Genomic DNA, 19,043 nt, shown 5'->3' on the forward strand with positions numbered 1-19,043 from the left:
ACCAGCTTGAATCCGCTCGAACCTCTGAGGAGACAGTCATGCGTACCAGCGCCCGCAATCATTTCACCGGCCAGATCGCTTCGGTCAAGCACGGTGCCGTCAACGACGAAGTCACCCTGCGCGCCGATGGCGGCCTCGAAATCGTCGCCATCATCACGCACGGCAGCGCCGCTTCGCTGGGCCTCGCGGCTGGCAAGCCGGCCTTCGCGCTGGTGAAGGCATCGTCGGTGATCCTGATGGTCGATGGCGACGCGAGCAAGGTCTCCACGCGCAACGTCGTCACCGGCAGCGTGACGTCGCTCACCCGGGGCGCGGTGAACGCCGAAGTCGTGATCGCCGCGCCAGGCGGCGCGCAGATCGCCGCCATCATCACGAACGAAAGCGTCGATAAGCTCGGGCTTGCGGCTGGCAAGACGGCATCGGCGCTCTTCAAGGCGTCGAGCGTGATCATCGGCGTGGACGCCTGAGGCGTCTAAGGCGTCAGCCATGACCGGCTCGCCGTCCGATCTGGAACAACGCGTTGCTGCGTGTCGCGACCGCCTGAGCAGCGTGCCGGGCGGGGCGCGCTCGCCGGACGGCTGGCTGTTCGCGCGCCTCGTCGCGGCGCGTGAAGTGCGCGGCGAGCGCGCCTTGCTGGGTTTATCGCCGTCAGAACTGGCCGGGCTGGCGGCACGGCATTTCGCGACAAACGCGCTTACCGTGCCGTCGCATGAATCCGTCGCCTTGCTGGACGAAAAGCAGGCGGCCTTCGCTGCTGCGATGCGCGATTTCCTGATCGGCCTGGCCGCGTCCGAAACCCATGCCGAAGACGCGCGCTGTCTCGCCACGATCCTCGCGCACGCCTGCCTGCGGCCCGACCATTTGTGGCGCGATCTTGGTTTGTCCGGCCGCGACGACGTTACGCAGATGCTCACGCGTTTCTTTCCCGAAGTCGTCGCGCGCAACACGCAAAACCTGCGCTGGAAAAAGCTGCTCGCGCGCGAACTGGCGCTGTCGCGCGGCGATGTGCCGGGACCCGCGCCGGGTTGCCCCGGCTGCGAGGATTTCGGCTTCTGTTTTCCCGACCGCAAGCACGCCAATTAGCGCTTCTGGCGCGCCTCGATGCACGGGAGACGCGAAATCCATCATGTATGCTTTCGCCCATGACTGCATCGACCAAAGACCGCACGCCCGGGCCCGTCAAGGCGCGCAAAAGCGCTGCCCAGAACACTGCGCCCGATTCCGCAACGACCGATGCCGTCGGCGCATCATCGCGCCGCGAACCCGACGTGCGCTTTCGCATGCGCGTAATCCAGCACGAAACGGTCGCGCTTGGGCCCGGCAAGGTGACGCTGCTGGAGGCGGTGCGCGACCACGGCTCGATTTCGGCGGCGGCGCGCAGCCTCAATATGTCTTATCGGCGTGCATGGCTGCTGATGGACGAGCTGAACCGCGCACTCGAATCGCCGGCCACGGTGTCCGAGCATGGCGGCCAGAGTGGCGGCGGCAGCACGCTCACGGCCGTCGGCGAGGAAATCATCCGTCTTTATCGCGGCATCGAAGCGCGCGCGGCGGCTGCCTGCGCGCCCGAAATTGCCGCGCTCACCAAACTGGTCAAGGGCTGAGCGCCGCGGTTTACCCGCTTTTCAACCGTGGCGCAGACAGAAGAGAAGCGCGACGCCGGCACGGTCGTCAGCGCCGGCGTCGGGCCGGCGTCGTGCCGGCATGCAGCCGCACCATCGGCTCGACAAAGCTTGCGAGGCTGGCCGTGCGCAGCGGGTGATAGCGCACCTGATGCCGATCGCGCACGCGCTTGAGCAGGTTCATCGAATCGTGGTCGATGCAACCGATCGGGAACACGGCCATATCCGCGAAAGCTCCGCGAGTGCCGACGCGCCCCTTGTTCTAAAATTGTCAGCTTTCCGGTTCCACCTCACGCGCCGCCGCGCCCGCCCGTGGCGCGTTCTGGCTTCAGTCGCTGTCCATACGCCGTCCAATGAACACACCCTTATCCGGCTCCGGCGCTGCTTCCGGCAGTCTTGCGCGCCATCCCGGTTTCCAGCGTTTCTGGGGCGCGCGCGTGCTCGCCTCCCTGTCGTTCCAGATGCTTGCCGTCGCCATGGGCTGGCACATCTACGCGCTGACGAAAAGCGCCTTCGCGCTCGGTCTCGTCGGCCTCGCGCAGTTTCTGCCGATGTTCCTGCTCACGCTCGTCGTGGGCCATGTCGCCGACCGCTATGACCGGCGGCGCATCGCCGCCGTTTGTCAGAGCATCGAATGCGCTGCGGCGCTGACCTTCGCCTGCGGCACCTTCGGCGGCTGGCTGAGCGCGCCGATCATCTACGCGCTGGCGGCCTGCGTGGGCGCGGCGCGTGCGTTCGAGTCGCCGGCGATCTCGTCGCTGCTGCCCGGCGTTGTGCCGCGTGCGCAGTTGCCCAACGCCACCGCCTGGTCCACCTCGGCGACCCAGACTGCGCAGATCCTCGGCCCGGCGCTGGGCGGTCTGCTTTACGGCGTGGGGGCGGGCGCGGCCTATTCGGCCTGTGCGATCTCGTTCGCGCTCGCGGCGGTGCTGTCGAGCAAAATTGTGCTGCACACGAAACCCGCGTCGCGCGCACCCGTCACGCTCGAATCGGTGTTTTCGGGCATCGCCTTTATCCGCTCGCAGCCGGTGATTCTGGGCGCGCTGTCGCTCGATCTGTTCGCCGTGCTGTTTGGCGGCGCGACCGCGCTGCTGCCGATCTTCGCGCGCGACATCCTTCACGCAGGTCCGCTCGAACTCGGCCTGTTGCGCTCGGCTTCGGCCGTGGGCGCGCTCACGGGCACGATCTGGCTCGCGCATTTCCCGTTGCGGCGCAGGCCCGGGCTCGCGATGTTCGGCGGCGTGATCGTGTTCGGCTTCGCGACGATCGCGTTCGGGCTGTCGCACAACATCGTGCTGTCGCTGGTGGCGCTGGGGGTGCTGGGCGCGTCGGACGTGGTGAGCGTGGTGGTGCGCAGCTCGCTGGTGCAATTGCGCACGCCCAACGAAACGCTGGGCCGCGTGAGCGCGGTCAATTCGCTTTTCATCGGCACGTCGAATCAGCTGGGCGAATTCGAATCTGGCTTGACCGCCGGATGGTGGGGCGCGCAGCCCGCCGTGCTGGTGGGGGGCGTGGCGACGATCTGCGTGGCGCTTGCCTGGATGAAACTTTTCCCCGCGCTTCGCGACACGCGATCGCTCGAACGCGAGCCGGAGCGCGCCACGGCGGGCGCAAACTGACGGGGCAGGGCGACAGCGCCCTGGCCAAACGGCCTGAGCCGTCCGGCGCGATGAAAGCGCGCCGTTTGCCGCTATGCTTTCGCATATCGACCTATTCATGAACAGGTAAGACCCCCACGATGCAATCGACAACCCCCGTCTGCGCCACTGAAAGGAGTCACGCATGCGCGTAGGCCGCCCGGTCAAGGCGCTGCCGCAGCCGCTTTGCGACTACTGCGGCGCGAAAGCGCTGCTCGCCCGCTTTGGCGATGAAGCCTACCCGTACCGCGACGATCACGGCCCGCTCTGGGTCTGCACGCCCTGCGAGGCGTGGATTGGCGTGCCTGCGCGCAGTACGCGCAACGTGCCGCTCGGACGCCTGGCCAACGCAGCGCTGCGCGAAGCCAAGAGCCGCCTGCACGACGCGCTCGAACCGCTGGTCGCCGCCAAGGTGCGGCGCGACAAGGTCAACGTGTTCGAGGCGCGCGGCCGGGCGCTGCGCTGGATCGCCGAAGAACTGCGCTTCGAACTGCCGAATCCCTCTATCCATCTACTGACGCTCGAACAGTGCGAAGCGGCGATTCGTCACGTCGAAGCGTTCATGGCCGCGCGCCGCGCCACCGACGACGCCCGCTAGCGCCCTCCAAAGGCACGCCCGGCAAGCCTCGCCGGGCGCATTCGCCGGGCGCATTTCTTGCCAGTTGTCACCAATGGTTACATTGCCGTAGCAAATCAGCGCTCAACCTTGCGCGGGAGGTGCCGTTATTGCACCTGAACTGATTTCCTTTGTGCGACATGGCCAAGACGATCCCTTTCCCGCAGCAGAATCAGGCCCGCCGACACCGGGTCAAGGGCGATTTGCTGCCGATGCCGCGCGCCAGCGCGGACGAACTTGCCCTGCAGGTGCATCTGGCGCTCGCCGCGTTGCGCGCGGGCGGTTCCCAGCATGATGCGCAGGCGATCCTGCACGCTCACTGGCTGGCCCAGGCAACCGCCGACGCCGGTTACGGCACGCTAACGCCCGAACAGATCGGCCCGGCTGACGAAGCGATCCTCTCGTGCTTCTCGCGCGGCGGCGCACAGGGAGAATGGTCGATCGACGATGCGCAGTTCGACGCAATCAAGGTCGTGATCGCCGTCTACGACATGCAATTGCAAAGCGCACCGCTGTGGGTGCTGACGGAAGCCAGCGAGCGTCTTGAGCGGGTGCGCGCAGGCGATGCGCGTCAGCAGGCACGCAAGCGCGCCTGAGCGGACAGCCGCCTCGCAGGATCCCGGGCGCACGGATTGCGCAACAATGCGGATGATGTTTGCCGATCCGGCCCGGAAATTCACAATAGCGCCGTCAGCCTGCGGCAAGGGCCGAAAGCGCCCTGACGATGAACGCGCCGGATTCGCCCGATGCGCCGTCCGACGGCGTTGTGGCGACATTGGCACGGGATTTGACGAACGGCGCGAATCGTGTTGACTTCAGGCAGGGTGCGTGACTAAAATTCGCCCGTCTTAACAAAAGGGGCTGACGCCTTGGACAGTAGCAGTTGTCGATCTTCGAATAGTTTCGCTGCCTGACCGGCAGGACGTCCGCGCTCCCTTTCTTTCAGCCGCCGTCTTGCCAGCCAGGCAGATGGTGCGCGTCCAGCAGTAAATCCTCGTGCACTCTTTTTAGCGTCGATCCCGCGCCTTCGCATGTCGTCTGACTTTGCGCCGCGCAGGACCGATATCGCGCCGTGAGCGTTTGCGCTCGCGGCACGGTCTGTTCATCGCTCCGTTTTGCGGCATCGCTGGGATGAAACCAGCCGCCCCGAGCCGATGCGCGGACCGCCACTCGCGTCGTGCAGGGCCTGGCCATCCGGCCCGCCCCGCACGCCGCCGTGACGATAAGGAGTTCCGATGTCCGACAGTGACAGTTACCCGTTATGCCGCTTCCTTTCGATATTCCCTGAGGAAAGCCGGCGGACGTAAGCCGTCGTTGCGCGCCGCAACCCATGGTGCGCGCAGCCGGGTCTGCTGACTTTCCTCGCCAAGGCGTCCACCGGACGGTGCGACGCGAGGAGATTCAGCATGAACTTCGGCCTTCTTCTGCCCAACCTGCCGCAAACGCAGCACACCCTGCATCCCGATGTGATCGGCGCCCGCCAGCGCGCGCCGGCCACGCCGCCCTGCCGTCCTTCGACACTTGCCGCTCGCTGGCGTGATCTGCGCGCCCGAGTGTTCCAGAGCGCCCGGGGCTGACGGATTTTCGAAAGTCAGACGAGAGAACGGCCCCGCGCCTGTGCTTTGCCTCGGTAGTGCGTGAGGCAGGGCGCAAGGGCCGCGCATCATCCAGAACGCTGGTGCTTCAAGACATGAATCAGTACAACCGCTCACTGCGAACGAACCGCCGCGCACCCCGCGCACAGGGCATCGTGCGCGCTAAAGCCTTGGGAGGCCGCTAATGGAGTTCAGATTCAACCTGAACCGCACGGCCAATGCTTCGGCGTGGCGCGTGCTGCCCAATCGCTGGGACTTCGTCGCGTTTCCGCTCATCATCTGCCTGATTGCGATGGCGGCCATCGGGTTCCACGAAACCATGGCGCCGATCGCCGTGCTCAAGACCCAGGCGATTTCGCTCGATCCGGCCAATCTGCCTGAGTACGCGCTGCGCACCACGCTGCGCATGCTGGCGGCGATGGTCGCTTCGCTGATCTTCACGCTGGTGTACGGCACGCTTGCGGCCAAGAGCCGCCGTGCGGGCCAGGTGCTGGTGCCGATCCTCGACATTCTTCAGTCGGTGCCCGTGCTGGGCTATATCTCGTTTACGGTCACGTTCTTTCTCGCGCTGTTTCCCTCGCGCGTGCTGGGCGCCGAACTCGCGGCGATCTTCGCGATTTTCACCAGCCAGGCGTGGAACATGACCTTCAGCTTCTACCAGTCGCTGCGCACGGTGCCGCGCGATCTGGACGAGGTGTCGCGAGGCTTCCATCTGACCAGCTGGCAACGCTTCTGGAAACTGGAAGTGCCGTTCTCGATGCCGGGCCTGATCTGGAACATGATGATGTCGATGTCGGGCGGCTGGTTCTTCGTGGTGGCTTCCGAAGCCATCACGGTGGGCAACAACACCATCACGCTGCCGGGCATCGGCGCGTATCTGGCTCAGGCCATCACGGAAAAGAACCTGCACGCCATCGGCTGGGTGATTCTGGCGATGACGGTCGTGATCCTGGCCTATGACCAGTTCCTGTTCCGCCCGCTGGTCGCCTGGGCCGACAAGTTCCGCATGGAAAACACCAGCTCGGGCGACGCACCGGAATCCTGGCTGCTCGACCTGATCCGCCGCACGCACCTGATTCACCGTCTGCTTGTGCCGATGGGCTTCATGCTGGCGACGCTCGCGCGCATTCCGATCCGCGTGCAACTGCCGAAGGCGATACCCGTGATGAGCACCTCGCGCAGCAAGCGCTCGCGCGTGGGCGACATCATCTGGGCGATCGGCGTGATCGCGCTCACGGCGTTCGTGGTCTGGCGCGTGTTCAGCTACGTGCGCACGGGCGTGACGCTCGACGAAGTCGGCCACGTTTTCTTGCTGGGCCTCATCACGCTGCTGCGGGTGATCCTGCTGATTGCCGTCGCTTCGGTGATCTGGGTGCCGCTGGGCGTGATCATCGGCCTGCGTCCGGCGCTCGCCGAAAAGATCCAGCCGCTCGCGCAGTTCCTCGCCGCCTTCCCGGCCAACCTGCTGTTCCCGGTGTTCGTGATCGTGATCGTGCGCTTCCACCTGAACCCGGACATCTGGCTTTCGCCGCTGATCGTGCTGGGCACGCAGTGGTACATCCTGTTCAACGTGATCGCGGGCGCAAGCGCCTATCCGAACGACTACAAGGAAGCCGCGAAGAACTTCCATATTCGCGGCTGGCAATGGTGGCGTCAGGCGATGCTGCCGGGCATTTTCCCGTACTACGTCACGGGCGCGATCACCGCTTCGGGCGGCGCATGGAACGCAAGCATCGTCTCCGAATTCGTGCAGTGGGGCGATACCAGACTCCAGGCGCACGGCCTGGGCGCGTACATCGCGCAGATGACCGCCGCCGGCGACTTCCCCAAGATCATCGTGGGCATCGCAATGATGTCCCTGTTCGTCACGCTCTTTAACCGCGTGCTCTGGCGTCCGCTGTACACCTACGCCGAGTCCAGGCTGCGCCTCGATTGAGATGGAGTAGATCATCATGCTGAATCCCAAAACCGTCTCATCCGACCTGCTGCCGCTGCGTCCGACGCTCGGCGAAGAAGTGCTCTCGGTCAAACACATGTCGCGCGGCTTCGCGAAGAAGGACGACGAGCGCCTCGTGCTCGACGACGTCAATCTGTCGCTGCGCGAAGGTGAAATCGTCGGGCTGCTGGGCCGCTCGGGCTCGGGCAAGTCCACCTTGCTGCGCATCATCTCGGGCCTGATCGAAGCCTCCTCGGGCGAAGTCAACTGGCGCGGCAAGCCGCTGAACGGCCCGGCCGAAGGCGTGTCGATGGTGTTCCAGACCTTCGCGCTATTTCCGTGGCTCACCGTGCTGCAGAACGTGGAAGCGGGCCTGGAAGCACAGGGCGTCGGCGCACGCGAGCGCCGCGAGCGGGCGCTGGCCGCCATCGACCTGATCGGTCTGGACGGCTTCGAAAACGCCTATCCGCGCGAGCTGTCGGGCGGCATGCGTCAGCGCGTGGGCTTTGCGCGCGCGCTGGTGGTCGATCCGATGCTCATGCTGATGGACGAGCCGTTCTCGGCGCTCGACGTGCTGACCGCCGAAACGCTGCGTACCGACCTGCTCGATCTGTGGACGCAAGGCCGCATGCCGATCAAGTCGATGCTGATCGTCACGCACAACATCGAGGAAGCGGTGTTCATGTGCGACCGCATCCTCGTGCTGTCGTCCAATCCTGGCCGGGTGGTCGCCGAGATCAAGGTGCCGTTCAAGCATCCGCGCAATCGTCTCGATCCGGCGTTCCGCAAGCTGGTGGACGATATCTACGCGAAGATGACCGCGCGCGATGCGGCGGAAACGTCGTCGCGGCGTCTCGAAGTGGGCAGCCGTCTGCCTGACGTGTCCACCAACCTGATGGCGGGTCTGATCGAAACGCTGGCGGCAGCGCCCTACCACGGCCGCGCCGACATGCCGGACATCGCGCGCTCGCTGCATCTGGAAGTGGACGACCTGTTCCCGATCGCGGAAATGCTGCAACAGCTCGGTTTCGCCGATGTGCGCGACGGCGATCTGCTGCTCACGCCGCCCGCGCGCGTATTCGCGGAAATGGGCACGCAGGCGCGCAAGCTGATGTTTGCCGATCACCTGCTGCGCAACGTGCCGCTGGCGGCGCGGATCAAGAAGGTGCTCAACGAGCGTCCGGGCCATCGTGCGCCGCGCGTGCGCTTCGAGCAGGAACTGGAAGACTTCCTCTCGGACGTTGCGGCGGAACAGACGCTCGACACCGTGATCGACTGGGGCCGTTACGGCGAGATCTTCTCGTACAACGACCAGTCGGAAATCTTCAGCCTGGAAGACGTCGAGGCTTGATGCCGATGTTCACACTTCAGACGCAATGAGGCGTAAAAAAACCGGAGCCAGGTGCTCCGGTTTTTTTTCGTGCATCGCGTACGCAAAACGCCGCTAAAGGTGAGCTTGTTCGGGAGTCGATGCAAACGCGCGATCGTTGTATCGGCAAGCATCGCGAAAAGCCCTTATTTCAAGGCATTCAAGGTAGTGCCTGAAAGCGGGGAGACCTGCGCGACAGCGCTAAAGGTGAGGCTTTTCGGGAGTTTGTGTGGGGTGAGGCCGATGAGGGAGAAACACGCACCGGCCAGGTTGCCGTCAGTTTGGCTTGCCGCGCGGCGTGTTCTGCCCGTTGCGCGTTTGAGCGCTGCCGCCGCCGGACGATGAGGCGCGTCGGGCGGGCGCGTTCTGCGCATCGTCAGGCTCATCGCCGCGCCCTTCCACATCGTGCTCGCCCGACATATTGATGAGGAAATTGCGCTGTGGATTGGCCAGTTCGATGCCGCGTTCCGTAAACGTCGTGAGCACGCGGCGGTTGAATTCGCGCTGCACGCTCCAGCGCGACGAGTCCTTGCACTGGATCTGGCCGACCAGCGTGACGCTCGCGCCATCCACCGAATCCACGCCCCAGTACGCGAAGTCGCTGAGGATGCCGCTCTTGAAGGCATCGTCGTTACGGATATCCGCGCCGATTTCCTTGAGCGTGGCGACGGCGCGTTCGAGGTCCGCGCCGTTGGCGATCATCACCTTGACCGCCGCGTTGCCGATGCCGCGATTGGTGTTGTTCACCGTCGTCACCGAACTGAACGGCACCGTGTAGAGCGAGCCGTCGCCGCCGCGCAGGCGCACCGTGCGGATCGACAGGAATTCCACCGTGCCGGACACACCCGCGACCGTCACCCAGTCGCCCACCTGCATGGCGTTTTCGGTCAGCAGGAAGATGCCGGTGATGAAGTCCTGCACCAGCTTTTGCGAGCCGAAGCCCAGCGCCACGCCGAAGATACTCGCGCCCGCGATCAGCGGCGCGGTGTTGATGCCAAGCTGCGAAAGCGCCGTGAGCCCCACCACCACGAAGATCGCCACAAACAGCGTGGTGCGGAACATCGGCAGCAGCGTGCGCAGGCGCGCGGCGCGCACGTAGTCGCCCGCATCGGTCCATGCGTTCAGGCGGCGTTCGGCCGCGCCGTTCGCGGCTTCCCAGATCACGATGGCAACCACCACGGCGACGGCGATTGTCAGCAGCGCCGAGCCGAGCAGGTGGCCGATCGGCGCGTTGATAAGGAAACGCCCCGGATGCAGACCCCAGACGTGCAGCAGCACGTCGAGCATGACGATCCACAGCGCGGTCATCACGACGCGTCGCAACGCGGGGTAATAGCGATAGGCCCGGCGTTGCGTGATGGTGAGGTTCTCGCCCTTGCCGTACGGATCGAACACGCGCCCGAGCGCGCCGAGCACGACGATGGCGACCATGCGCGCGCACAACATCACGCCAAGCGACACGCCGCCCGCGCGGATCAGTTCGCGGTAGCCGCCGCGCAGATCGAGCGCCCATACGAACCACAGCGCCATCACCACGAAGATCGCGACGATCGCCCAGATGTCCGCGAACCAGTGCACGAGCCACGCGAATGAACCGCGCCCGGCCGCCGAGTTGCGGATGCGGTCGGCGACGGCATGGCGGCACTGCAGGATCATCACGGCAATCGCGATGTGCGCGACGAGAGTCACGATCTTCACCAACGCGAGGTGGGCGTCCTCGGTCATGCCCAGCGGCACCGCGCCCGCGAGCGCGCCGCCCACGCCGCCGATCACGACGATGCGTTCGAGCCAGCTCTGCGAGAACGCGGCCCACGGCGCGGTCATGGGCGTGAGGCGCAGGTCGTCCGAATCCGGCGCGAACAGCAGATGGCCGACCGCGATGATGATGCGGCAGATCACCCACGTATCGACAACATGGCCGACGGCAGCGGCGGGCGCCGCATCTTCGGGGCCGAACAGCGAGAGCACGCCCGCAGCGCACAGGCCGAAGGCGATCACCGGGATGAGATCGAGCAGGGTGAGCACGAAGGCGAGCGGCAGGCGCTTGAGCAGGCCCCAGTGATGCGCGCCGCGGCTGCGGTGCAGCGCCTCGCGCGCGAGCGCGGCGGCGCTGTGCACGTAGGAAGCGTCGCTGGCGGCCGGAACCTGGGCGGTTTCTGCGGCGATGGCATTGGCATCGACGCCCTTGGCGTCGTCAGCTTGCGTGCCCATGGCGGCTGCCGTGCGCAGCGCGTCTTTTTCTGCGTCTTTGTTCGCATCCTGGCGGGCTTCGTTTTGCGCAGCCGCCACGCGCACGGCGGCGGTGCCGCTCGCTTCGGGCGTTTGCGGCTGGGCCGGTTCGCGCGCTGCGGCGGCGGGCGCAGTGGCGTTCCCGCTCGCGTCTTCCCGATGCGCGTGCGCGACGATGGCGCGATGAGGCCGCGCGATCACGCGCCGCATCAGCGCCTCCAGCAGCACGGCGGGCACCAGCGTGAGCAGCAGCACGCGCAGCAGGCCGATCAGGATCGCGTGGCCTTGCGGCGTGCCCAGCCGCACGCTCCACCAGTCGCGCGCCGATTGCACATTGAACAGCGCGCCGCGAGCGCGCAACAGCTGCTTGCCAATGACGTGTGCGCCGTGCGCGGCGCCATCGGCGATTTGCAGCACCAGGCCATTCGAGCGCAGCGCATTCGAGAGCGCGTCCGACGCGGGCGATGCGCTGGCCGCCGATGCGGCAGCGGCGGCGCTCGCACCAGCCGGCGCGCTCGCTGCCGCGCTGCCCGAAGCAGGCGCCGCGAGCGCGCCAGCGGCGGCAATCGCGCGCAGCGTATCCGCCATACGGGCGCGCTGCACCGGATCGTCGAGAACCTGCAGCGCGGCGTGCGCTTGCGCGGGCGTCAGCACGACCGGGGCGGCAGGGTTCGCCGGCGTGGCCGCAGTCGCAGCCTGGCCGGGCACTGCCGCGAACATCAAGACACATGCTAGCAAGCCGCTCAGCGGACCGAAACGTCGCGTGCTCAAGCGAACGAATAGGCGAACGAACAGGCGGGCGAGTGGGCGAGAAAAGAGGGGGATCCTTGGCATGGGAAAAACGGAGTCGATCTCGATGGCTGGCGGACTGCCGGTTGCAGCATTCGCGAGGAGCGTTTGCGCTTGCAGGGCTTCGCCCTGTCCGGATTAACATTGACGCGCTGCCGCAATTTTTGTGCCCCTGGATTGCGCTTTACCCGCAAATTGCGGCGGTGCGGACGCGCGAACGTGGATGGGACAAGCCTGAAGGGGAGCGCGAAACGGTGTCAGACCGCGCGAACGGCAGACGCACGAACGTTTTGAAGTGTCAGAGTATGCGCCCAACGACGCATAACCGGCGGCGAGCCTGCACCGCCGTGTGCCGGGTGCCTGTGCCGCGATCAAACAAAACGCGCCCTGAAATGAGGGCGCGTTTGGGTATCTGACGATGCACGCTTACGCAGTACTTACGATTTGTTTGCGTGCGCGTCAGGCGTACGACGTGCCGCTTCGAGATTCGCGTCGAGCTGGCGCGCAAGTCCGTACAGCATGCCGAGCGACGGCGCGGCGATGCCCGCGCGCTGCGCGAGTTCGTAAGGTGCGCCCAGCAGCGCTTGCACTTCGAGCGTGCGGCCCGCTTCCACGTCCTGCAGCATCGATGTCTTGAATGCGCCGAGCTTGCGCGTGATCGCGTTGCGCTCCTCGATCGTCATGTCGAGCCCGATGCCCAGCGCCTCGCCGATCGTGCGCGCCTCCGCCATGACCGCCGCGACCAGTTGGGCCGTGAGCGGATCGTCGAGAATCACGTCGGCGCTGGAACGGGTGAGCGCGCTGATGGGGTTCATCGTCATGTTGCCCCAAAGCTTGGCCCAGATTTCGTGCTGGATGGAGTCGGGCGCCTGCACGTCGAAACCGGCTTCGGCGAGCAGTGCGCGCGCTTCTTCGGCGCGCGCGGCCAGGCGTGGCGACGAAGCGCCCACGATCAGCAGGTTGCCGCGGCCCTTGCGGATCACGCCGGGCGCGGCGATCGAGGACGACAGATGCACCACGCAGCCCGAAGCCTGCGCGCCCGGCAGCGCCGACGACACCACGCCGCCTGGATCGACCGATTCGAGCCGCCCATTCGCGTGCGCCTGGCCGAAGTCGTTCAGAAACCACCACGGCACGCCGTTCATCGCCGAAACAATGTGCGTGTGCGGCCCGACGAGCGGCGCGAGCGATGCCGCCGATTGCGCGAGCGCCTGGCCCTTGAGGCAGACGAACACGATGTCCTGCGCGCCGAGCGTGGCGGCGTCGTGGGTGGCATTGACGCGCGCGGTGTAGCGCTCGTCGTCGCTTTCGACAACGGTGAGGCCGTCACGGCGAATCGCTTCGAGCTGCGCGCCGCGCGCCAGCACATTGACCGGCGTTCCGTTGCGTGCGCAACGAGCAAGACGTGCGGCGATCAGGCCGCCGATCGCGCCGGCGCCCACCACCGTGATACTTCGCTGCGAGGCGTTCAATGCTTACTCCTTGTAAGAAGGGTCGTGGCGATCCACGCGCCGGATCAGCGCCGCGAGGATATTCTCGCCCGCGCCATGCGCGGGCGAGAACTGCAGCGCGTCGCGCGTGGAGCGCTCGGTGATGGCCGGATCGATAGGAAGGGTCTGGCCGCGCATCGAATCGGTTACGACCTGGATCTCGCAGGCGCGATTGAGCGTCCACAATAGCGCGAACGCATGCGCGAGGTTCACGCCATGCGCGAGCAGCCCGTGACTGCGCAGAATCAGCAGACGTTTGTCGCCCATCGATGCGAGCAGGCGCGGCTTTTCTTCGTCGTGCACGGTGATGCCTTCGAAGTCGTGATAAGCGACCATGCCGTGCAACTGCGCCGAATAAAAATTCGTCGAGGCGAGACCGCTTTCCATGCACGCCACGGCCAGACCCGCCGTGGTGTGCGTGTGCATGACGCAATGCGCGTCTTCCACGTTCGCATGAATTGCGCTGTGGATCACGAAACCCGCTGGGTTGATCGGGTAATCGCTGGGGCTGAGAATCCTGCCTTCGAGATCGATCTTGACGAGGTTCGACGCCTTGATTTCGTCATATGCAAGTCCGAACGGATTGATCAGGAAATGTTTGTGCGGACCCGGAACGCGCAGCGTGATGTGATTGAAAATCAGCTCGGTCCAGCCGAGTTGATGAAATACGCGGTAAGTGGCCGCGAGCTGCACGCGGGCAGCCCACTCCTGCGGTTCGCACCAGTGGGGGCGCGTGGATTCGGCGGTTGCGTTCATGAGTGTCTCCTCGTTGTCAACCCGATGCTACGCGTTAATAAATGCGTGCGCAAGCATCAAATATTAAAAAAGAGCCCGTGTTTTTAAGGACTTGCTGCGCTATCATTCTGGCCAATATCCATCAATGCTAGCGCAAGACCCACCATGACAACGGCGAAACACCCGATCGAAGAGCTGTTCACTTACCGGCTCCATGTGCTCAAGAAGCAGACCGACCGCACCATGAACGAGGCGTTTTCCTTGGCGCTCGGGCTGTCGCTCACGGAGGCGCGCATTCTGTTGAGCGTGGGGGCATTCGGGCCGATTTCGGTGTCGGATCTGGGGCGCGTGTCGAATCTCGACCGCAGCCAGGCGAGCCGCGCGACGGACGCGCTGGAACGTAAGGGACTGCTGGAAAAGGCCTCGAACGCAGCGGACGCGCGAGGCGTGCTGGTCAAACTGGGTGCACAGGGGCGCAATGCTTATCGGCGCGCGTCGGCGATTTCGACCGCGCAGAACGAGGCGATTCTGGCCGCGCTGAGCGCGCACGAGCGCGAGGTGCTGCAGGGCGCGCTCGCGAAGCTCGTGGCGGTAGGGGGCGAGGAAGAATGACCTAAACCGCGGCTGGGCGAAACGCGGCCGCAAGCTCGCTTGCACTGCGCGCGAGCAAGGAAACGTCGCTGCCCACGGCGACGAAATTCGCGCCCGCTTCCAGATACTCGCGTGCGATCGTGCGATCGGCGGCCAGCACGCCAGCCGCCTTGCCAAGCGCGCGCACCGCGCGGATGCCCGCGACAATGGCTTCGCGCACCGCCGGCGCGCCTGGCTGACCGAGCAGCCCCATCGACGCACTCAAATCCGCCGGGCCGAAGAACACGCCGTCCACGCCTTCCACCGCGGTAATCTCCTGCAATTGCGCGAGCGCGTGGGCTGTCTCCACCTGCACCAGCACGCATAGCTCGTCGGCGGCGTGGTGCAGGTAATCGGCAGCGCCGTTCCAGCGCGACGCGCGCGCCAGCGCGCTGCCCACGCCGCGTATGCCCAGCGGCGGATAGCGCGTGGCGGCGACGGCGTCGCGCGCATCGTCGGCGCTTTCGACCATCGGCACCAGCAGCGTTTGGGTGCCGATGTCGAGCAACTGCTTGATGAGCGCGGCGTCGTTGCGCACCGGGCGCACGATCGGATGCGTGGGATGGGGCGCGACGGCCTGCAGTTGTGCGAGCGTGCTGCGCAGATCGTTGGGCGCATGCTCGCCGTCGATCAGCAGCCAGTCGAAGCCCGTGGTCGCGAGCAGTTCAGTGACGTAGGAATCGGCGAGCGCGGCCCACAGGCCGATTTGCGCGCGGCCATCGCGGAGTGCGTGCTTCAACGTATTGACAGGTACGGGCATCGTATTCGTAAGCAGTATTGATTGACGGGCGGGCGGGTCAAACAAAGCTGAAGCCGATGCCGCCAAGCGGACCGTAATCGGCGTGGAACGTGTCGCCTGCGCGGGCCTGAATCGGCGCGGTAAACGAGCCGCTCAGGATTACGTCGCCCGCTTCGAGCCGCTCATCGTGGCGCGCGATCTTGTTCGCGAGCCACGCCACGCCGGTAGCAGGATGGTTGAGCACCGCTGCGGCCAGGCCGCTTTCCTCCACGCCGCCGTTCTTGTAGAGCAGCGCGCCCACCCAGCGCAGATCCACATCGAGCGGCTTGACCGGCCTGCCGCCCAGCACCACGCCCGCATTGGCGGCGAAGTCCGAGATCGTGTCGAAGACCTTGCGCGGCGCCTTGGTTTCGCGGTCGAACTGCTCGATGCGCGCGTCGATGATTTCGATGGCGGGCGTGACGTAGGCCGTCGCATCGAGCACATCGAACAACGAGACATTCGGCCCTTGCAGCGGCTTTTGCAGCACGAACGCCAGTTCCACTTCGACGCGCGGCGCGATGAAGCGATCCGCGCGAATCGCGCTGCCGGCCTCGATAAACATGCTGTCGAGCAGCGGTGCGTAGTCGGGCTCGTCGATCTGCGAGGCGCGCTGCATCGCGCGCGACGTGAGGCCGATCTTGCGCCCCTTGATCGTGTGACCCGCCGCGAGCTTGAGCTTGACCCACTCGCGCTGGATCGCATAACCGTCGTCGATGGTCATCGACGGATGAGCGCGCGAGAAATGGCGCAACTGCGTGCGAGTGCGCTCCGCTTCGTCGAGCTGCGCGGCGAGTTCGCGAATGATGTGCGCTTCTAGCATGATGAATTCCTCAACCGCGCATGCAGGTTGTTGTGTTTCCACGCGCCTTCCTCGCTGAATTCGACGATCTCCAGCGAGAGCGCGAGTCCGTGCGCGGCGAACGCTTCGGCGAAATGCAGCTTGATGGCATCGAACAGCGCATCGCCGGTGGCGCGGCGGACTTCAGGCGTGCGGCCTGCGCCGATTTTCAGGCAGCCGTGCAGGAAGGCGTTGTGCGGATCGCCATCGGCGATGTAGTACTGCTCGCAACGCAGCGCGCGCGTGCGGATGCCGCCGCGCGGATAAACGCGCGCGCCATCGGCGTCGCGCTGCGCGTCGAGCACCTGCGCGAGCGTTTCGCAGAGCTGGCCGATACTCGCGGCGTCAGCGAGGTTGGCGCTGTATTCAAGGGTGAGATGGGGCATCTGAAGTACTCCTTCGCGGCTTAGCGCGGCAGCGGCGTGACCGGCAGCACGGCGTTGATCTGCCCGGTGCCCGAACTGCCGAAATACGGCGTGATGACTTCCGCGCGGCCCTCGTACTGATCCCAGCCCAGCGCGCCCAGCAGCATCGCGGTGTCGTGCATGCCGCCTTCGCCCCAGCACTTTTCGTTATAGAGCGGCAGCATTTCGCAGAAGGTCTTCCAGTCGCCGCGTTCCCACATCGCGACCACATTGCGGTCGGTCTGTTCGAGGAACGGGTCCCAGACCTTGTGCATGAACTGCTCGGCGGTACCGTTGTTGGCGAAGTGATGGCTGAGCGAACCGCTGGCGAGAATCGCCACCGTGCCCTCGTAGCGTTCCTCGATGGCGCGGCGCACCGCAAGGCCAAAGCGCGCGCTCGTGGCGAGGTCGTGCCACATGCACCAGCCCGCCACCGAAACCGTCTTGAAGCGCTGATCCGCGTTCATATAACGCATCGGCACCAGCGTGCCGTATTCGAGTTCGAGCGTGGTCTCGCTGTGCGCGCGGCTCTTGACGCCCATCTCGTTCGCGACATCGGCGATCAGATGGCCGAGCTGCGCGTTGCCGGGATATTCGTACTCCATATTTTTAATAAAGTGCGGCAACTCGTTGCTGGTGTAGTTGCCGGCGAAATGCGGCGCGCAATTGATGTGATATTCGCTGTTCACGAGCCAGTGCACGTCGAACACCACAATCGTGTCCACGCCCAGCTCGCGGCAGCGCCGGCCGATTTCCTTGTGCCCGTCGATAGCGGCCTGACGACAGCCCTTATGCGGGCCGTCGAGTTCCGATAGATACATCGAAGGTACGTGGGTGATTTTTGCCGCCAGCGCGAGTTTGCCCATCGCTGTGTCTCCTATGTTCTGTGCGGGCAGCCCGGTTCAAGCGCCCCAGCGCGGGATGTGATGCGAGCCCAGCGAAACACACACGTTCTTGGGTTCGAGAAACACCTCGTAGCTCCACGTGCCGCCCTCGCGGCCCACGCCGGAGGCTTTGGTGCCGCCGAAAGGCTGACGCAGATCGCGCACGTTCTGGCTGTTCACGAAGCACATGCCCGCCTCGACGGCGGCGGCCACGCGCAGCGCGCGGCCGGTGTTTTCGGTCCAGACATAGCTCGACAGTCCGTAAGCGATGTCGTTCGAGATGCGGATGGCGTCTGCTTCGTCCTCGAAGGGAATCAGGCAGGCGACTGGCCCGAAGATTTCTTCCTGCGCGATGCGCATGCGATTGTCCACATCGACGAATACCGCGGGCCGCACGAAATTGCCTTTTTTCAGTGCTTCCGGCAGGTCTGGCTGCTCCAGACCGCCGCACGCGAGCGTGGCGCCTTCCTTCGGGCCAAGCTCGATATAGCTGCGCACTTTCGCCAGATGACCCTGGCTGATCATCGGGCCGACGACGGTTTTTTCGTCGAGCGGATCGCCCACGATGATGCGCTTCGCGCGCTCGATAAAACGTTCCGCGAATTTCGCGTAGATCGAACGTTGCACCAGAATGCGCGAACCGGCGGTGCAGCGCTCGCCGTTGTTCGAGAAGATCATGAACACGGCAGCGTCGAGTGCACGTTCGAAATCGGCGTCGTCGAAGATCACGAACGGCGACTTGCCGCCCAGTTCCATGGAGAACTTCTTCAGGCCCGCGCTCTGCACGATGCGATTGCCCGTAGCCGTCGAGCCTGTGAACGACACGGCCCGCACATCCGGATGCGCAACCAGCGGTTCGCCCGTTTCCTGGCCGAAACCATGAACGACGTTCAGGACACCTGCGGGGATGCCCGCTTCCAGCGCAAGCTGACCGAGCATCGACGCCGTGAGCGGAGACAGTTCGCTCATCTTGAGCACGGCGGTATTGCCAAACGCAAGACACGGCGCGACCTTCCAGGTGGCGGTCATGAACGGCACGTTCCACGGCGAAATCAGCGCGCACACGCCGGTCGGATGAAACAGCGTGTAGTTCAGATGCGTGCTGGTGGGGTAGGTGTGGCCGTCCACCGCCGTGCACATTTCCGCGAAGTAGGTGAAGTTGTCGGCGGCGCGCGGCACCAGCTGCTTGCTCGTCTGCGAGATGGTCTGGCCGGTGTCCTTCGTTTCGGTCTGCGCGATTTCCGGCACGTTCTTCGCAATCAGTTCGCCGAGCTTGCGCACGAGTTTCGCGCGTTCCGCCGCGGGCTTCGCAGCCCACGCGGGAAAGGCGTTCTTCGCGGCGCTGACGGCGAGATTGACCTCTTCCGCGCCGCCGCGCGCGACTTCCGCGAGCACGTCCTGGTTCGCGGGATTCACGGTTTCGAAGTAGTCGCGGCTCGCGTGGGCGCGGCCGTCGATCAGGTGTTCGATACGCTCGGTAGGCATGGC

At 65.4% G+C, this 19,043-nt stretch carries 19 protein-coding genes; 10 read left to right on the forward strand and 9 right to left on the reverse strand.

Features of this window, described 5'->3' with window-relative positions; genetic code table 11:
* The first annotated feature begins 38 nt into the window (after positions 1-38).
* The 3 genes from F4827_RS31425 to F4827_RS31435 all read left to right on the forward strand — a co-directional run bounded on the left by F4827_RS31425 (position 39) and on the right by F4827_RS31435 (position 1,604).
* Complete coding sequence (locus tag F4827_RS31425) at positions 39-467, forward strand: molybdopterin-binding protein (RefSeq protein WP_183731833.1); 429 nt, start codon at positions 39-41, stop codon at positions 465-467.
* Positions 468-486: 19 nt separating this feature from the next.
* Positions 487-1,083 carry a nitrogen fixation protein NifQ gene (locus F4827_RS31430; protein ID WP_183731836.1) on the forward strand — a complete coding sequence of 199 codons (597 nt, stop codon included), beginning with the start codon at positions 487-489 and terminating at the stop codon, positions 1,081-1,083.
* Between the two features lie 197 nt (positions 1,084-1,280).
* Positions 1,281-1,604 (forward strand): LysR family transcriptional regulator, encoded by a 324-nt coding sequence (locus F4827_RS31435; RefSeq protein WP_183731956.1) that lies wholly within the window; start codon positions 1,281-1,283, stop codon positions 1,602-1,604.
* 67 nt (positions 1,605-1,671) lie between these two features.
* On the opposite strand, the gene F4827_RS31440 is transcribed toward F4827_RS31435, so the two are convergent.
* Positions 1,672-1,839 carry a hypothetical protein gene (locus tag F4827_RS31440; RefSeq protein WP_409258876.1) on the reverse strand — a complete coding sequence of 56 codons (168 nt, stop codon included), beginning with the start codon at positions 1,837-1,839 and terminating at the stop codon, positions 1,672-1,674.
* Positions 1,840-1,975: 136 nt separating this feature from the next.
* Here F4827_RS31440 and F4827_RS31445 point away from each other — a divergent pair, with 136 nt between their 5' ends.
* The 6 genes from F4827_RS31445 (at position 1,976) to F4827_RS31470 (ending at position 8,757) form a co-directional block, all read left to right on the forward strand.
* Entirely contained in the window at positions 1,976-3,241 is a 1,266-nt protein-coding gene (locus F4827_RS31445) for an MFS transporter (protein WP_183731839.1), read from the forward strand.
* A gap of 163 nt (positions 3,242-3,404) precedes the next feature.
* Positions 3,405-3,857, forward strand: a complete 453-nt coding sequence (locus tag F4827_RS31450; RefSeq protein ID WP_183731842.1) for a zinc-finger-containing protein — start codon at positions 3,405-3,407, stop codon at positions 3,855-3,857.
* Positions 3,858-4,015: 158 nt separating this feature from the next.
* Entirely contained in the window at positions 4,016-4,471 is a 456-nt protein-coding gene (locus F4827_RS31455; protein WP_183731846.1) for a hypothetical protein, read from the forward strand.
* Positions 4,472-5,281: 810 nt separating this feature from the next.
* Complete coding sequence (locus F4827_RS31460) at positions 5,282-5,452, forward strand: hypothetical protein (RefSeq protein WP_183731849.1); 171 nt, start codon at positions 5,282-5,284, stop codon at positions 5,450-5,452.
* A 202-nt stretch (positions 5,453-5,654) separates the two neighbouring features.
* The gene (locus tag F4827_RS31465) at positions 5,655-7,406 is read left to right on the forward strand and encodes an ABC transporter permease subunit (protein ID WP_183731852.1); all 1,752 of its coding nucleotides are present in this window, start codon (positions 5,655-5,657) and stop codon (positions 7,404-7,406) included.
* A gap of 16 nt (positions 7,407-7,422) precedes the next feature.
* Positions 7,423-8,757, forward strand: coding sequence for an AAA-associated domain-containing protein (locus tag F4827_RS31470; protein WP_183731855.1), 1,335 nt, complete (start codon positions 7,423-7,425; stop codon positions 8,755-8,757).
* Between the two features lie 294 nt (positions 8,758-9,051).
* Here the strand turns inward: F4827_RS31470 and F4827_RS31475 are convergent, their stop codons facing one another.
* The 3 genes from F4827_RS31475 to F4827_RS31485 form a co-directional block, all read right to left on the reverse strand.
* Entirely contained in the window at positions 9,052-11,724 is a 2,673-nt protein-coding gene (locus F4827_RS31475; RefSeq protein WP_183731857.1) for a mechanosensitive ion channel family protein, read from the reverse strand.
* Between the two features lie 506 nt (positions 11,725-12,230).
* Complete coding sequence (locus F4827_RS31480) at positions 12,231-13,265, reverse strand: 2-dehydropantoate 2-reductase (protein WP_183731860.1); 1,035 nt, start codon at positions 13,263-13,265, stop codon at positions 12,231-12,233.
* A 3-nt stretch (positions 13,266-13,268) separates the two neighbouring features.
* A complete protein-coding gene (locus tag F4827_RS31485; RefSeq protein ID WP_183731862.1) occupies positions 13,269-14,039 on the reverse strand; it encodes a class II aldolase/adducin family protein in 771 nt (256 codons plus the stop codon).
* Between the two features lie 144 nt (positions 14,040-14,183).
* Here F4827_RS31485 and F4827_RS31490 point away from each other — a divergent pair, with 144 nt between their 5' ends.
* Positions 14,184-14,630 carry a MarR family winged helix-turn-helix transcriptional regulator gene (locus F4827_RS31490; RefSeq protein WP_221303886.1) on the forward strand — a complete coding sequence of 149 codons (447 nt, stop codon included), beginning with the start codon at positions 14,184-14,186 and terminating at the stop codon, positions 14,628-14,630.
* 1 nt (position 14,631) lies between these two features.
* Here F4827_RS31490 and hpaI read toward each other — a convergent pair whose 3' ends face one another.
* The 5 genes from hpaI to hpaE are packed head-to-tail and all read right to left on the reverse strand — an operon-like array spanning position 14,632 to position 19,040.
* A complete protein-coding gene (gene hpaI / locus F4827_RS31495; protein WP_183731864.1) occupies positions 14,632-15,408 on the reverse strand; it encodes a 4-hydroxy-2-oxoheptanedioate aldolase in 777 nt (258 codons plus the stop codon).
* Between the two features lie 37 nt (positions 15,409-15,445).
* Complete coding sequence (gene hpaH, locus F4827_RS31500) at positions 15,446-16,249, reverse strand: 2-oxo-hept-4-ene-1,7-dioate hydratase (RefSeq protein WP_183731866.1); 804 nt, start codon at positions 16,247-16,249, stop codon at positions 15,446-15,448.
* Positions 16,243-16,653, reverse strand: a complete 411-nt coding sequence (locus tag F4827_RS31505; RefSeq protein WP_183731868.1) for a 5-carboxymethyl-2-hydroxymuconate Delta-isomerase — start codon at positions 16,651-16,653, stop codon at positions 16,243-16,245. The genes hpaH and F4827_RS31505 overlap by 7 nt, the downstream gene beginning before the upstream one ends.
* A 20-nt stretch (positions 16,654-16,673) precedes the next feature.
* On the reverse strand, positions 16,674-17,537 hold the full coding sequence (gene hpaD, locus F4827_RS31510; RefSeq protein WP_183731871.1) for a 3,4-dihydroxyphenylacetate 2,3-dioxygenase: 864 nt from the start codon (positions 17,535-17,537) through the stop codon (positions 16,674-16,676).
* 36 nt (positions 17,538-17,573) lie between these two features.
* Positions 17,574-19,040: a 5-carboxymethyl-2-hydroxymuconate semialdehyde dehydrogenase gene (gene hpaE / locus F4827_RS31515; protein WP_183731874.1), complete on the reverse strand. Its 1,467-nt coding sequence runs from the start codon at positions 19,038-19,040 to the stop codon at positions 17,574-17,576.
* Positions 19,041-19,043 lie beyond the last annotated feature (3 nt).

It is taken from the genome of Paraburkholderia bannensis, from assembly GCF_014200455.1.
GTDB classification, from domain to species: domain Bacteria; phylum Pseudomonadota; class Gammaproteobacteria; order Burkholderiales; family Burkholderiaceae; genus Paraburkholderia; species Paraburkholderia bannensis_A.